The sequence below is a fragment of the Acinetobacter nectaris CIP 110549 genome (genome assembly GCF_000488215.1).
GTDB lineage: Bacteria > Pseudomonadota > Gammaproteobacteria > Pseudomonadales > Moraxellaceae > Acinetobacter > Acinetobacter nectaris.
Map to the genome: position 1 here is coordinate 261,163 of NZ_KI530734.1, position 14,956 is coordinate 276,118.

The 14,956-nt window shown below is 33.9% G+C and carries 12 protein-coding genes; 3 read left to right on the forward strand and 9 right to left on the reverse strand.

All coding sequences use genetic code 11. The features are described 5' to 3' along the window. Nucleotides 1-20: 20 nt before the first annotated feature. The 6 genes from P256_RS10190 to P256_RS10215 are packed head-to-tail and all read right to left on the reverse strand — an operon-like array spanning nt 21 to nt 7,494. Nucleotides 21-956 (reverse strand): glycosyltransferase family 32 protein, encoded by a 936-nt coding sequence (locus P256_RS10190; protein ID WP_023273600.1) that lies wholly within the window; start codon nt 954-956, stop codon nt 21-23. Further along, nucleotides 940-2,229 (reverse strand): oligosaccharide flippase family protein, encoded by a 1,290-nt coding sequence (locus P256_RS10195; protein WP_023273601.1) that lies wholly within the window; start codon nt 2,227-2,229, stop codon nt 940-942. Before P256_RS10195 ends, P256_RS10190 begins: the two co-directional genes overlap by 17 nt. 21 nt (nt 2,230-2,250) lie before the next feature. Further along, nucleotides 2,251-3,699 (reverse strand): capsule assembly Wzi family protein, encoded by a 1,449-nt coding sequence (locus P256_RS10200; protein ID WP_023273602.1) that lies wholly within the window; start codon nt 3,697-3,699, stop codon nt 2,251-2,253. A gap of 15 nt (nt 3,700-3,714) precedes the next feature. Continuing rightward, a complete protein-coding gene (locus tag P256_RS10205) occupies nt 3,715-5,925 on the reverse strand; it encodes a polysaccharide biosynthesis tyrosine autokinase (protein WP_023273603.1) in 2,211 nt (736 codons plus the stop codon). Nucleotides 5,926-5,935: 10 nt separating this feature from the next. Next, nucleotides 5,936-6,370: a low molecular weight protein-tyrosine-phosphatase gene (locus P256_RS10210; RefSeq protein ID WP_023273604.1), complete on the reverse strand. Its 435-nt coding sequence runs from the start codon at nt 6,368-6,370 to the stop codon at nt 5,936-5,938. An 11-nt stretch (nt 6,371-6,381) separates the two neighbouring features. Then, nucleotides 6,382-7,494 carry a polysaccharide biosynthesis/export family protein gene (locus P256_RS10215; RefSeq protein WP_051353587.1) on the reverse strand — a complete coding sequence of 371 codons (1,113 nt, stop codon included), beginning with the start codon at nt 7,492-7,494 and terminating at the stop codon, nt 6,382-6,384. Nucleotides 7,495-8,091: 597 nt separating this feature from the next. Here P256_RS10215 and P256_RS10220 point away from each other — a divergent pair. Next, nucleotides 8,092-8,433 carry a transposase gene (locus tag P256_RS10220; protein WP_023273606.1) on the forward strand — a complete coding sequence of 114 codons (342 nt, stop codon included), beginning with the start codon at nt 8,092-8,094 and terminating at the stop codon, nt 8,431-8,433. 288 nt (nt 8,434-8,721) lie between these two features. After that, nucleotides 8,722-9,291, forward strand: coding sequence for a hypothetical protein (locus tag P256_RS10225; RefSeq protein ID WP_023273607.1), 570 nt, complete (start codon nt 8,722-8,724; stop codon nt 9,289-9,291). On the opposite strand, the gene P256_RS10230 is transcribed toward P256_RS10225, so the two are convergent. The 3 genes from P256_RS10230 to P256_RS10240 all read right to left on the reverse strand — a co-directional run bounded on the left by P256_RS10230 (nt 9,274) and on the right by P256_RS10240 (nt 12,695). Next, nucleotides 9,274-9,981 (reverse strand): aspartate/glutamate racemase family protein, encoded by a 708-nt coding sequence (locus tag P256_RS10230; protein ID WP_023273608.1) that lies wholly within the window; start codon nt 9,979-9,981, stop codon nt 9,274-9,276. The two genes, P256_RS10225 and P256_RS10230, sit on opposite strands and share 18 nt — an antisense overlap. Nucleotides 9,982-10,060: 79 nt before the next feature. After that, nucleotides 10,061-11,278 (reverse strand): bifunctional succinylornithine transaminase/acetylornithine transaminase, encoded by a 1,218-nt coding sequence (locus P256_RS10235; RefSeq protein ID WP_023273609.1) that lies wholly within the window; start codon nt 11,276-11,278, stop codon nt 10,061-10,063. 145 nt (nt 11,279-11,423) lie between these two features. Beyond that, the gene (locus P256_RS10240; RefSeq protein WP_023273610.1) at nt 11,424-12,695 is read right to left on the reverse strand and encodes a Glu/Leu/Phe/Val family dehydrogenase; all 1,272 of its coding nucleotides are present in this window, start codon (nt 12,693-12,695) and stop codon (nt 11,424-11,426) included. 576 nt (nt 12,696-13,271) lie between these two features. Here P256_RS10240 and P256_RS10245 point away from each other — a divergent pair. Next, nucleotides 13,272-14,942, forward strand: a complete 1,671-nt coding sequence (locus tag P256_RS10245) for an alpha-keto acid decarboxylase family protein (RefSeq protein WP_023273611.1) — start codon at nt 13,272-13,274, stop codon at nt 14,940-14,942. The last annotated feature ends 14 nt before the right edge of the window (nt 14,943-14,956 follow it).

Genomic DNA, 14,956 nt, shown 5'->3' on the forward strand with positions numbered 1-14,956 from the left:
ACTAGACTTCAAAAAATAGGTTATTGGTTTAAAAGTTCATAAAAAATTGAATTTTTACGTACTAAATTTAGATTTATCAAGTGATCTAAGTAAACTCTATCATAATTAGTTAGCTTTATAAGAGGTGGCATATCTGAAGGCTTATTTAGCTGAGTTAATAATGTTGTCATTTTTATACTATCCCACTCAAAATACTCTTGATATAAAAATGCTGTACTTTCACATTTTCTTAAATAAAAATTATTATTTTTTATATTTCTCATAGCTATCTGCTCTGCCAAATATACAAGCAAATACTCAGGAGTTGTAATCTCTTGTTTTATAATATTAAAATCAGATCTGCTTGCTATCATTAAAAAGTATTGCTCTGATCCCATATCTTTTAATGGTGACAATATATCTAACCATTCTTTAATAAACCTATTTTTAGGAGGGGCACATAAGAACCAGCTTTCAATAACTGGGAATTCATAATCTATTGTAGATACTTCTCTATAATATCCTATGCAGTCATACTTATTCTTTTCAATTAGTGAGTTTAGCCAAGATAAGTCTTCATAAAAAATAGTTGTACAATCTACCCAAATACCACCATAATTATAAAGTAGTTCTAAACGAATAATATCAGACTTATTTGCTAAATTAAGATCAGATGCAGAAAATTTTAAATTTGGCAAATATTCTGAAAGTGTACCTGCACTTAGAATCTTAATGTTATATTCAGGGTTTAATTTTTTAAATTTCTGAATTATCTTTTGAATATAAACAGGAATATTACCATGGTCCCAATACATCCAAACTACTTTAGGAACATTTTTATTCATTCGTAAGCTATCTTTACAAATATCTAAAAAGCATAAACCATCTTCAGCATTAAATATAGGAGTATCTATATTCTTATCATATGTAAGATAATACTTTAAAGCTGATATACTCCTCCTAATCTTTTTTAACACGCTTAGCTCCAAAAATATGTTTCTGTGCTTTTAGTATATCTGCACTATTAAAAAAATAATTAAGAATTGTTAATGAAATAAATTCAATAATAAGTACATTATATGACGCACCCCAAATACCCCAGAAAGATACTAAATACCACCCTAGAATCAGTCCAAAAACAACAATAACAATAGTCTTATACATGAGGTATTTAAAACCATTATATAAAAACATATATCTTGCATAGACTTGACCTAAATTTGAAAGTAAGGTCGCAATTATTAAAATGGGAGTGATTTTATATGCAAGTATATATTTATCTCCATATAAAAATTGTATTAAATAATTACCAAATATTAGAAATATTATTAAATATATAAAACCCAAGAAAATCATTACTCGAGAAACTAAAGCTGTAGTTTCTGATGCAGAATAAGTTGAATCTGATTGATATAACTTTGGTGTAAAGGATGTTAGTACAGCTATATTAACAAAACTCCAAGAACTACCTAAGGTAAAGGCAACAGCATAAACACCAAGATCAGATTTTGTACTTAGTGTCCCTAGCATCACTTGAGTCATATTCGTATAAATTGCAATTGATATTGCAGAAACAACTATAGTTAAACCTGAAAAGAAGATATATTTAGTATATCTCCATTTATTTATTTTTATATTAGTATTTTCAACTATAACATTTTTATTAAAAATTTTTCTTTTGATAAGAAATGGAATTAAAGCTACTAATATAATAGGGATAGCTAGATAAACTGGGTCTAATTTATAAAATGCTATAATAAATCTAACAATTAAACTTATAACTAAACCTACAATATTTGCAAAAACATTATATATTGCTTTTAGCGTTGCATCATTATAGATTGTATAAATATCTTGAACAGCTATAAAAGTCGCTAATCCTACAGCAATTGCAAATATAACACTTAAATTGTCATGCCCATACATTATAAAAACAATAGGTATACAACCAAAGATAAATAGTATAGCTCTCAACACCGTAATAGCAGATAGAAGCTTGACTCCAGAATCATGCCTTTGAGCTATCCGCTTTGAACAAATAACGTCCGTTCCCCAAATAGCTATGCTTTGTACCAATGCAAATAATGTCGTTGCAAAGCTTAATTTACCAAAACTCTCAGGACCGATGTACTTTGCTACAAAGGATGTAACAAAAATTAATCCAAAAATTGAGATAACCTTTTCTAATATCATCCATATAGAATTTTTAATTCTAGGATTATTTAATATTTTGGTAATTAGCACTTTCATTGATAAAGGGACTTACAGTTTTTAAAAATTAATAGGGAGCTTTAAGGCTAAGGAAATACCACTATCTCCATTATAAACATGTGAATGCCCTAGCCAGCCTTTGAATTCAAGATGATAATTGGGTTTAAACTGATGATCCCAAGTCAAAGCTAAAGCACGAATAGTATCTTTATTTGGATATGCATTATTTATTTTGTCACTCCAAGGGTTTACTTCAGCATAAAGTAGTTTTCCATCAAGTCTATTCATAGCATCTAACTGAAGATTTCCACCTAAAGAATACATCTCACCATCACCACCAATACCATGCCCTACAGGGAACCCATACTGATAATAACCTGCTGTATATTGATGATGCGTATAAGAATATCCCTTTACAACGCCATCAGTCTTGGTATTCGCCCACTCTACATAAAATTGATATGGTTTATCATAAATACTTGATGAATAATCAATACCTGCCAAATAAAGATTTTTTGCCGGTAACTTTCCTGACTCATCTTCACCGATCATTTGACCATATACACCGACTGGAATATTCAAAAGTGGCTTTAAGTTTAATCGTGCATCAAATCCTGCAAGTTGATTTGATGCATTTTCAGCATTTGCATCACAATTGGCATCTTGGCAACTATTATCATTACCAATCATTGCATTCCAATATGCTTTAAAACTATCTGGTTGCCCTCTACCACCTATTTGTAACACACGTGATGCACCAAGCTCTAATGACTGGAAAGGCTGTACCGTCACACGCATACCTAATAGCTTAGTATCGGGAATAGCAGTATAATGCTGAAACTGCCCTGCAAACACCTGATATTGCCAAGGGCCTATCCATGATAACCATTTATTTTCGAATGCCTTTTGCTCTGCTCTTTGCACTGTAAACCCAGGCATTGGACGTGTCGCATCACCACGAATTAAACTCCCATCATGACCAGGCCCCCACCACACAGGTGTATTACCAAAACTCAGCCATTGATTCCATACTTTTCCAGCAATATACGAGCCATTCATATTAAAAGGGCTATTAGTACGAACTCTTTGATTGGCTTCTAAGTTTAACTGTAAGTGAGCATCCCAATTATCGGAACTTTGCTGTAATGTTAATCCTGCTTTAGATTGAGCAGTATTTGAGTCACCAAAACTACTTGGCAATTTATTTTGTGTTGTTGATGTACCTATAGTTGCAGAAATAGGAGCGGTGCCTTCACTTATTTTTTGCTGTACAGCATCAATTACTTTTTGCTGTGTATTATCAACAACTTTTGCATTTTTTAGAGCTTGTATAATTTCATCTTTACTTAAAGGCCATGTAGATGTACTCACCTGAATTACGCCCTGCTGATTCAACCAATTAAGATCTGAACGCAGGTTATTATCATTCATTAAAAATGCTTGCGCATGAATCGTTGATGACAAAAAGTTTATTGCAGATATTAAAATAATCTTATGATGTAATCTCATAGCCTGAATACCTCTTTATTCTTTTTTCGACTTATAGTCATAACTGTAGTTATAGTTATAGCCATAACCATTACTACGCTGAATATCGTTTAATACAACACCATGAATTTGGCTATCTGAATTTAAGAATCTATTCAGCGTAAGCTCAAGCTCTTTTTTATCTGTTTTCGCAAACCTTACGACAAGTAAGTTTACATCACTAAATTGAGAAACAATGGTTGCATCAGTCACTGCAAGTACAGGAGGTGTATCTATAATAATATGATCATACTCATTTTTAAGCTGATCAAGCATTTTCTCAAACATCCCAGTATTTAATAACTCTGAGGGGTTTGTTGGATTTTTACCACGGCCGATAAATGATAAATTTTCTTGCTCTGTTGCCTTAATTACATCCTGTAAGGCTAATTTACCATTTAAAACATCAGATAAACCTACCTCATTTCCATCATTAAAGTATTTATGTAAATAACCACGGCGCATATCACCATCAATAAGTAAAATACGATTACCACTTTGCGCTAAAATAACAGCCAAGTTTGATGAAATAAATGACTTACCAACTGCAGGTGAAGCACCTGAAATCATAATCACCTTATTGGCTGTTTTCGCTAAAGCAAAATGAATAGCTGTACGTAAGCTTCTTAAACTTTCTACAGCAACATCATCATTATCTTTTAATGCAAGGACAGGTACTGTTTTTCTTTTTTTAAGTAACTTGTCTTTTAGTTGTTGCTGAGATGAACGTGGTATCGTTGCATATACAGGAATATCAAACTCATTTTCTATTTCAGCAGTATCTTTTATCCCTGAACGTAATAAATTTTTTCCTAATGCAATCAGTGCACCTAAAAAACCACCAAGAAAAATAGATAAAGCAAGTATGACCAAAGTACGCGGTTTTATTGGCTTAACTGGTTCTACTGCTGTATCAATAATACGCACATTGCCAATTTCACCTGCTTTGGCAACGCTTAAAGTTTGATACGTATTTAATAAATTGGTATAAAGTTGGTTTTTAACTTGGACTTCACGATATAACTGTAGATATTGACGCTGTACCTCAGGAAGTTTTTTTAAAGTTCCATCTAAATCATTAATTTTTTGCGTGATGGATGCTAATTGTGCATTCACTTGCTGAAGCACTGGATGCTGAGCAGTATATTTTGCTGCAAGTTCTGCTTGTTTTTCTTGTAACACAATTTTCTGTGTTTCTAAATCTACACTTTGTTTTAAATAAAGTTGTGCTTCTTGGTTCACATCAACAGTATTATTTTTTTCACGGAATCTATTAAATACTTTTTCGGCATCATCTAAATCATTTTTTAATTCAGGTAATTGCTTATTTAAAAAAACGAGTGTTTGTTGTTTTTGTGCTGTACTACTTTCAATATTCTGCTGCTTATAATTCATTAAAACACGATTAAGAATATCAACAATTAATGGCTTATCATCTCCTTGATATGTTAATCCAATAATATTAGTTTGCTTGCCTTTTTCTGCAGCTGAATAGTTTGCTAGAAACCCGCCCATTGCAGTGGTAATCGCATTCTTAGTCACAAAGTAAGTTTTTTGATCAACTAAATTAGCAGTATTACCATCAATTTCAATATTCCATTGCTCGCCAAATTCATTTTTTTTATTTTCAATTTTATTAAGCTGACCTTTAAATACAACTTGCTCAGTTTTCTCATCAGTTAATGTATAACCTTCATGATTAAAGCTAAGTATCAACTTCTTATCTAAAAAGGATTCAGGAACATCTAATTTACGAATAGAAAATCGTTGCTTGCCATCTTCTACTAATACAGCCTGACTCGAATAATTTACAGAAAAATCGATTGGTGAAAAAACTTTTTTAAAAAAAGAATTATCTGTTGCAGCTACGCTCACATCTAAATTCAGCTGCTTAATTGTTGTACCTAGTACTAAACGAGATTTTAATATTTCAACTTCACCATCAGCGACTTGAGTTCCACCTAAGCCACTTGCACCCATAATTCCAGAAAGTTCTTTTCCTAATAATGCAGATGATGCACCGTTTTTATCATCAATTTGTACCATTGCATCGACAGCATAAGTTTTAGGCGTAACGCGTAAGTACAATACCGCACATAAAACACTTAATAATACGCAAATACTAATCAGTTTCCACTGCGCAATTAAAGAAAAAAAGAGTTCTTTTAAATCTACTGTCTCTTCTGTTTTTACTGTTGAATAGCTCATAGCATCCGCATCAATTAGTTAAATTTTTATTCCAATCATTTACACAAGAAGCAATTAAGTTCGCTGCTTCATCAAATGTTTTTTGGTCTTTACGAAAAGGGTCAGAAACATTGGCATTTTGCCAATGACCTAATCTAAATGTCTTCCCTTTTGCAACAGGCCATGTTTGTTCAATATGTTTTTGTTGTCGAGAACTCATTACTAAAATAATATCTGCATCTGCAACTAAACTTGCATTGAGTTGTCGTGCGCTATGCGGACTAAGATCAACATCGAAGCGCTTTGCTGTATGCTGTGCTTTATCATCTGCAGGATACCCAACCAATGCTGAAATACCTGCAGATGATACATTTAAATGAGGGCTTTGCTTTTTTAAAAAATATTCAGCCATAGGACTTCGGCAAATATTTCCTACACAAACAACTAAGACATTCTTTATTTGCATTTTATAACCACCTAATTATTGCCGCCCTTACCTAGTTGCTGAAGCGTATATAGCGTACTTGAGAATGGTATAATTTGGTTAACCACACGCTGCCAACGTGTCAGACCAGTTGCATCAATATAAACAATATCATTGCGCTGCATTGTAAACTGACTTGCCAAGCCCAAATCACCAATATTAGATAAATTCATATGGTAAATAGCAGTTGCATGGTCTTTCGTACCTGTTCTCACCACATAAACTTTACTTGAATTTGCTGAATTTGGATCTAAACCTAAGCCTTCACCAAGTACATCGGCAAGAGTCATGCCTTGATCTCGCATTTCTAAAGCTTGATTCTTTCCAGACTCACCCATTAAATAAATTTTATTATTTGCACGTGCATTGACATAAACAGTGTCGTTTGGCTGAATAAAGAGTTTATTTAGTGAAAATCCTGCTTTCTCTAAAGCGACTGTATTCAAATTATAGGTTTGACCATTACGTACAAGTGAAATAGAAGTACTATCCCCATTACTTGTTACACCACCTGCCATACCTAATGCTGCATATAAACTTACAGGCTGATCACTTAAATAATATTGACCACCTTTCGTCACATTTCCTTGCACAGAATAACGTTTACCTTGATAAGATAAAACTCTTACTAAAACATCTGGGCTTTTTAAATAACGGCTAAGTAAATGACGAATATCTTTATTAATTTGTGCGAGAGTTTTTCCCTCTGCTTTGTATTGGCCAACAAGCGGTAATTGAATATAGCCATCTTGATCAATCGGATAGCCGTAAGCCTGAACAGATTGATCATTGCTAATTGTAATAGATGGTGGAGCTATCTCAGGGTAGTTCCATAATTGGATAGATAGTACATCCCCCGAGGCCATTTTATAAACTTGTTGTGATGTACCAAATAATGAAAGATACTCAGTTTTATTATTAATCTCTGCTGGTCTTGTCGCAGGAATTGTATTTTGAGTTAAAGGAATAACATCAACAGTCGTGCCTAAATCCGTTTTATACATACCTTCAGCAGGTACATTATATGTTTGTAAACCCGAAACAACAGTACACCCTGTAATTGTTGTGCAGAAAAAACCGATTAAAAATAGTTTAGAGTAATTCACTTTTATCACTTGCTGGCAACTGTAATAAATTTTATTCGCCTTATCATAATCGATTTTTTATATAATCCAAGCATTGCAACATAATTTATTTTTTCGAGCATTTTATAAACAGCTATTTTTAACATTTAGTCAATTCATTTTTATAACAAATCTATTTAACCCGAATCACGGATAAGCGAAGCTAAAGAACTATAAAAAAGAGAAGATTACCTTACTTTATTGAGCTTCAACACAGCAACACAGAGACAATCTTCTATGTATTATTATACGGAACTATTTTGCTTAATCGATAACTTTTGTATTCAATTTAAGTCTGTTTATTTTGAAGCCTTAAAGGAATCGGGGACGAGATAGCATTCTCGCCAAGCATTTCTAGAGCTATCAGAGCTTAGATTTCTGGCCATATGGTTACATCTGAGTGGATTTCAAACGTTTAAGCAGTTCATTGTCTTTATTCAACAACTTTATCATCGCAAAGATTTTAAGTATTTGCCTTGCTATACCTGTATTAATGCACTCGTCAATCAATATGCAGATGCTATCATTACGTTCTTTGAAGCCATTCGTACCAAGACAAAGTCAGATCATCTCTGATTGATGGACTCAACACCATTACGTCTCTGCAAAAATATAAGAATCTCACGACATAAAACCTTTAAAGGTAAAGCGAGTCGAGGTAAATCTTCTACAGGATGGTTTTATGGGTTTAAACTTCTTTTAATGGTCAACCATGCTTGTGAAATTGTATCGGCTTCCGTGACCACAGGCAAAACAGCAGATATTCAAGTGGTATATCCCTTATTTTATATGAATAAATTCAAGGGTAAGTTGTTTGCAGGACAAGGCTATATCTCTCAATTCCATCGCCAATTCTTTCAAAAGCAGGGTTGTGAACTCATTACACGAGCCAGATCAAATAATAGTATTCATACCCTTTAATTTATATGTGTCAGAGAAATTTACTTGAGACCGTTAATGGAAAGCTCAAAGAGGCTTAGGTTTAAGACATTCTCATCATCGCTCATGGAAAAGCTATATGGCTCATATTTATGCAACATTAATCGCTTACCAATGTACTGCGACTAAACCTAAAGTTCAGAACTTTTAAATGATTGTTTATCCGTGATTCGGGTTATTTAACATTTTTTAAGTTTTTATTATTATGATGCGATATTGATTGACACTGTCATCAAACAATAATATTTCAAATGACTTTTAGGAAATCATATGATTCATAGTGAATATATTTTTGATATGAATGATATCAACTCGCCAATTACACATAATTTATTTATTAATACTCAAAGTATTTCTCAAATTACATCTAAACAGCGACGAGCACCAAATAAGCATAAATTTAGCCAAACATTTTATTTTTCAGATAACCTGAGTGAAACGGCGACTACAAAGTATCAAACATTATTACCACATATTAATATAGATAAATTTACACAAGCATTAGAAGGTATATCCGCAACTGTCAGCCAGTTTCAATGTGCAAAGAGCATTCGTATTGCACTAGAAACTGCAGGAGCAAAAATACTAAAGCATCCCGTTGCCGCATCTGATTGGGGACATACTTTAGAAAGTCTTGGTTATAAAAAGATACAGCCTGCTTTTGACCAGCCTCTTGAAGGTGACATTTATATTATTAAAAGAACAAAACGCCATAATTATGGGCATATTGCAGGTTATACAGGTACTGAGTGGGTCTCTGACTATAAGCAACCCACATATGAGGTTTATCATGATAGTGGTGTAAGGTATCAATATTATCGTTTAGATACTTCTTCTTAAATCAAGGACGAAATCGACAATTTGCTTCACATGTGCTTTTGTTGTATCAAATAAAGGCATTGTTAAAATTTCCTGTTCAGGCAGTAACATGCCAATTTCAGTACAACCTAAAACAATGCCTTTTGTACCATCATCTTTGAGTCTTTGAATAATTTCAATAAACTTTAAACGCGATGTTTCTATAATTTTCCCATGACACAATTCATTATAAATAATGTCATGAATTATCGTTCGATCCTCATCATTTGGTATTGCTACTTGAATACCACTCTTTTCTAAATGCTCTCTATAGAAAGGCTGCTCCATTGTAAAACGAGTACCTAACAAGGCAATATGTTGAATATCTTGTTCTAAAATCATCTGTGCTGTTGCATCTGCAATATGCAAAAAAGGAACCGTAAGATCATTTGTAATTTGTGAGGCACAGATATGCATTGTATTGGTACATAAAGCTATACCGTCAACACCTGCGAGTTGTAACTTTAAAGCTTCTTTCTTTAAAAGATTACCTGCCTTCTCCCAATTCCCAACTTTTTGTAATTCTTCAATTTCTGCAAAATTCACACTGTTTAAAATAATCTTGGCTGAATTGAGCCCACCAAGTGACTTATGTACTTCTTGGTTAATTTGTTGATAATACAAGTCAGTAGACTCCCAACTCATACCTCCCAACAGTCCAATTGTTTTCATTATTATTCCTTTCATATCTGTTTATGAGATGCCAAAGAAAGTCTTCTCTTTAGCATCTAAAATACGACTTTTTAATTGGTTAAGCTTTAATAAAATGATGAACTGCTTTTGAAAAGCGTAGTAGACCTTCATTAATTTCGTCTTCAGAAATCACTAAAGATGGCGCAAAACGAATAACATTTGGCCCTGCAACAAGTACCAATACACCATAATCACTTGCGAGCTTCATAAGTTCACCTGCTTTGCCTGCAAATTCAGGCTTTAATACAGCACCTATAAGTAAGCCTTGACCACGAATTTCATCAAAAATTGAGGCTGTTTGGCTTATCTTCTGAAGTCCCTCAACAAATTGCTTATGGCTATTTTGAACCCCCTGTAAAACTTCTTCAGTATTTACAAACTCAAAAACAGCATTTGCAACAGCACTTGCCAATGGATTACCGCCATAAGTTGTACCGTGGTCGCCTACCGCATACATATTTGCAAAATGATCAGTCGTCAGCATTGCACCTATTGGAAATCCACCACCCAATGCTTTTGCAGTTGTTAAAATATCAGGTACTACGCCAGTATTCATATATGCATATAAGCTACCTGTACGCCCTACACCTGTTTGTACTTCGTCAAAAATAAGTACAACCTGTTTTTCTGTACAGTATTCACGTAAACCTTTCAAAAACTCAAGATTTGCAGGTACCACGCCACCTTCACCTTGAATTGGCTCAACAATTACAGCACATGTATTTTCTGTAATAGCAGCCTTTGCAGCTTCCAAATCATTATATTCAATATGTTCTATGCCTTTTGGCAACGGTGCAAAATCTTGAGAATACTTTGGTTGTCCACCTGCAGTTACTGTAAATAACGTTCGCCCATGAAATGAATTTTTAAAAGAAACAATATGATTTTTATGCTCACCACCAACTTTTAAACCAACTTTTCTTGCAAGTTTTAAGGCCGCTTCATTGGCTTCGGCACCTGAATTACAAAAGAAGACTTTATCTGCAAATGTATTCTCAACAAGATTTTTTGCCAAACGCAATACAGGCTCGTTGGTATAGACATTACTTACATGCCATAGTTTTTTAGCTTGTTCAGTTAAAGCATTAATGGCCACAGGATGTGCATGCCCTAAACTATTTACGGCAATCCCACCCGCAAAATCAATGTACTCTTTTTCTTGTTGATCCCAAACACGTGAGCCTTCCCCTCGGACTAAAATAAATTCAGCAGGAGAAAATACGGGAACCATCCAATCATCAAAATTTTGACGAGTTATTTGATCTTGCGCTTGCATTTTTATGCCTCTATTATAAAAAGGGATTTCTTTATTAGTTTTATCATAAATAAAACCGTTGAAACTAAATTATTTTAATTTTCATTAACCATAAACAAAAATGCTTGGGATTTACCCAAGCATTTACAACATCATTCGAACTGAATTAGCCTGGGAATATGCCACGCTCTTTTCGTGCTTTTAAAATACGCTCACATGCTAAAATATAGGCTGCGGTACGTAAGCTACACGATTTTTCTTCTGAAGTTTTCCACACATCTTCGATTGCTTGAATCATCAACTTATCTAAACGTTCATTGATTTCATCTTCACTCCAGAAATAGCTTGCCATATCCTGCACCCATTCAAAGTAGCTCACAGTCACACCACCTGCATTACAAATAACATCAGGTACAACCGTCACACCACGGCGAAGTAAGGCATCATCAGCAGATGGATAAGTTGGGCCATTTGCACCTTCAAGAACCATTTTTGCAGACAAGCGTTCTGCTCGCTCTACCGTAATTTGTCCTTCTAATGCCGCAGGAATAAAAATATCCATTTCCACATCCCAAAATGCTTCATTGTCTATTTTTTGACTATTTTCAAAACCTGCAACACCGTGATGCTGTTCTACATAGTTTTGTAATGCTTTTACATCAAAACCATCTGCATTAAAAATTGTACCTGTATGGTCTTGCACAGCAACAACTTTTGCACCTGCTTGACTAAATAAATAAGCTGCTTCGTTACCTACATTACCAAAGCCCTGTACAGCAACCTTGCTATTTTCAATAGATAAACCAATTTTTTTCGCAGCTTGTAAACCAGTTATAAACACACCACGACCTGTGGCACGTACACGTCCGAGCGAACCACCAAGATGTACAGGCTTACCTGTCACAACACCTGTGACTGTATGCCCATGCTGAGTGGAATATGTATCCATCATCCAACCCATAATATTTGGGTTCGTGCCCACATCTGGTGCAGGAATATCTTGTTGAGGACCAATAACAGGGCTAATTTCAGTGGTAAAACGGCGAGTTAAACGTTCTAATTCACGTGTAGAAAGTTTACGTGGATCAACACGCACCCCACCTTTTGCACCACCAAAGGGCAAGTTTAATACGGCAGTTTTAATTGTCATCCATGCAGATAAAGCCATCACTTCATTTAAATCTACATCTGGATGATAACGAATACCGCCTTTACCTGGACCACGTGACAAATTGTGTTGTACACGATAGCCTTCAAAGTGTTGAATCGATCCGTCATCCATAACAATCGGTACATCAACAATTAATGCGCGCTTTGGTCTTTTCAATGTATCTATATAATTTTTTAGATCACCTAAATATGGCGCAACACGATCGATTTGCGCTAAATAAGTTTGCCAAGCATCTGTATTTTCATTTACATAAGAAAGGTTTGACATTTGTTCCTTGACCTTTTCGCTATTTCGAGCAATCCATCACATATAAATTTAATATTGGATAAATATTGTACTTATTGTGATTTCATTATCTCATTTCTATTCAGAACTTTTTGGTTCTCTATAAATAAAATAAGTTAAATAATAGAGCTATTATTTAACTTATTTCGCTATCATATACTTGCTAATACAAAAATCAATGACTAAGAATCAATTCAAATATTAGAAATAACGATTAAAATTATCGTTATTTATTTGTAAATAAAGCAAAATTCATACCAACCAAAAAATATAAAACACTTTACCAACAAATTATATTTTCTGTATTTATAAAATCATTTTAAATATAAATTTAGCGTGTTATTAAAATAATATTTTTATATGTAAATATTTTACGTTAAAGTATTTTCAAAGATACGCTTACTAGCTTAAATATAAATTTTTATTTTCGATTTCTTATTAATACCCTACAAAACCACAAAAAAATAATAAGTTCCACGTATATACATGTACTTTCATAAAGCTCTAGCATAAAGCAGATACATAAAGCCAAATAATTGATTAAATAAAGGTAAGCGCATGTATATTGAAATAGGAAATTTCTTAAACCAAAGATTAAAACAAGCAGGTATCTCACATATTTTTGGCGTGCCTGGCGACTTCAATTTAGCCTATCTAGAACAAATTGAGGCAGATACAGAATTACAATTTATCGGAACATGCAATGAGCTCAATGGTGCATATGCTGCCGATGGATATGCACGTATTCAAAACCTTTCTGTCATGGTTACTACATACGGTGTGGGCGATTTAAGTGCAATTAATGGTATTGCTGGTGCATATTCTGAGCATATACCTGTTGTTCATATTTCAGGGATTCCTCCCTTACATGCAGTAAAAAATGGTGCACAACTTCATCATACTTTATTAGATGGTAACTACGACCATATTATGAATTGTATGAAGCCTTTTACTGTCGCACAAACACGCCTGACACCTGAAAATGCGGCCTATGAGATTGACCGCGTTTTACAAGCTTGTTTAACCTATAAACGGCCCATCCACATTCAACTTCCTTCAGATATTACTCATATTAAAATTCAAACACCCACCCATCCTTTTCAATACAAGCCTTATGTGACTGAACCTAGTTATCTCAATACTGTTGTCCATAAATTAAAAGATAAATTAGCCTCAGCTCAAAAACCAACTTTATTGATTGATCATCTTGCTCAAAAATTTGGCTTTGCAAATATTATTCAAAATATTTCTGAACAATATAAAATTCCGCTCGTTTCACTAGGTACTGCAAAAAATATAATTAATGAAGCCGCACCAAATTATTTAGGTGTATATAGCGGTGCATCCTCTCCAACAGATATTAAAAATGCGGTAGAACAATCGGACTGTCTTTTATGTATAGGAACACAATTTGCTGATGTAAATACAGCCATTTTTTCACAAAATATTCCATACCAAAATACGATCTTAATTCAACCCTATGATGTTAAGTTGAATCATGAATATTATGAAGGAATTGAGGCTACAACATTGCTCAAACATATTTTTAACATTCACGAGCAACCACTTGAGAATATAAATTCTGAAAAACAAGCACCTACTCACAAAAATAGTAAAGAGCCTCTAAGTAATGCAACACTTTGGCCTCAGATTTCAAGCTTTCTACGTGATGGTGATATCGTTTTAGGAGAAGCAGGCTGCTCAAGCTCAGGACTTAATGGTATTTCTCTACCATTTAAAGCCAAATACATATCACAACCTATTTGGGGGTCTATTGGGTACACACTTCCTGCCTTGGTAGGAACATTATTTGCGCAACCTCAAGCAAGACATATTTTATTTATTGGTGATGGCTCATTGCAATTAACCGCTCAAGAGATTTCAACCATTGTTCGCTATAAGCTGAAACCAATTATTTTCATTTTAAATAATGGGGGCTATACCATTGAACGTAAAATTCTTGGTGCAGAAGCAAAATATAATGATATTCACAATTGGCGTTATACCGAGCTCGCCCATGTATTTTATGGCGAAGCACAAACGTTCCACGTGGAAACACTCAAAGAGTTACATCAAACATTAAGTACACTAGATACACCAAACCAACTTACACTTATTGAGCTAAAACTCCCCAAACTTGATGCACCTGAAAGCCTCAATAAGTTTGGCCCAATTGTTGCCCAATATGATTATGGAAAACACACCATGTCACAAATTAAAAAAGATTAACCCAACAAAAAACA

What these genes read in the sequence shown, in the direction of transcription:
- P256_RS10195 (WP_023273601.1), bottom strand. Translation starts at nt 2,229, where the DNA reads ATGAAAGTGCTAATTACCAAAATATTAAATAATCCTAGAATTAAAAAT.
- P256_RS10200 (WP_023273602.1), bottom strand. Translation starts at nt 3,699, where the DNA reads ATGAGATTACATCATAAGATTATTTTAATATCTGCAATAAACTTTTTG.
- P256_RS10205 (WP_023273603.1), bottom strand. Translation starts at nt 5,925, where the DNA reads ATGAGCTATTCAACAGTAAAAACAGAAGAGACAGTAGATTTAAAAGAA.
- P256_RS10210 (WP_023273604.1), bottom strand. Translation starts at nt 6,370, where the DNA reads ATGCAAATAAAGAATGTCTTAGTTGTTTGTGTAGGAAATATTTGCCGA.
- P256_RS10220 (WP_023273606.1), top strand. Translation starts at nt 8,092, where the DNA reads ATGGACTCAACACCATTACGTCTCTGCAAAAATATAAGAATCTCACGA.
- P256_RS10225 (WP_023273607.1), top strand. Translation starts at nt 8,722, where the DNA reads ATGATTCATAGTGAATATATTTTTGATATGAATGATATCAACTCGCCA.
- P256_RS10230 (WP_023273608.1), bottom strand. Translation starts at nt 9,981, where the DNA reads ATGAAAACAATTGGACTGTTGGGAGGTATGAGTTGGGAGTCTACTGAC.
- P256_RS10235 (WP_023273609.1), bottom strand. Translation starts at nt 11,278, where the DNA reads ATGCAAGCGCAAGATCAAATAACTCGTCAAAATTTTGATGATTGGATG.
- P256_RS10240 (WP_023273610.1), bottom strand. Translation starts at nt 12,695, where the DNA reads ATGTCAAACCTTTCTTATGTAAATGAAAATACAGATGCTTGGCAAACT.
- P256_RS10245 (WP_023273611.1), top strand. Translation starts at nt 13,272, where the DNA reads ATGTATATTGAAATAGGAAATTTCTTAAACCAAAGATTAAAACAAGCA.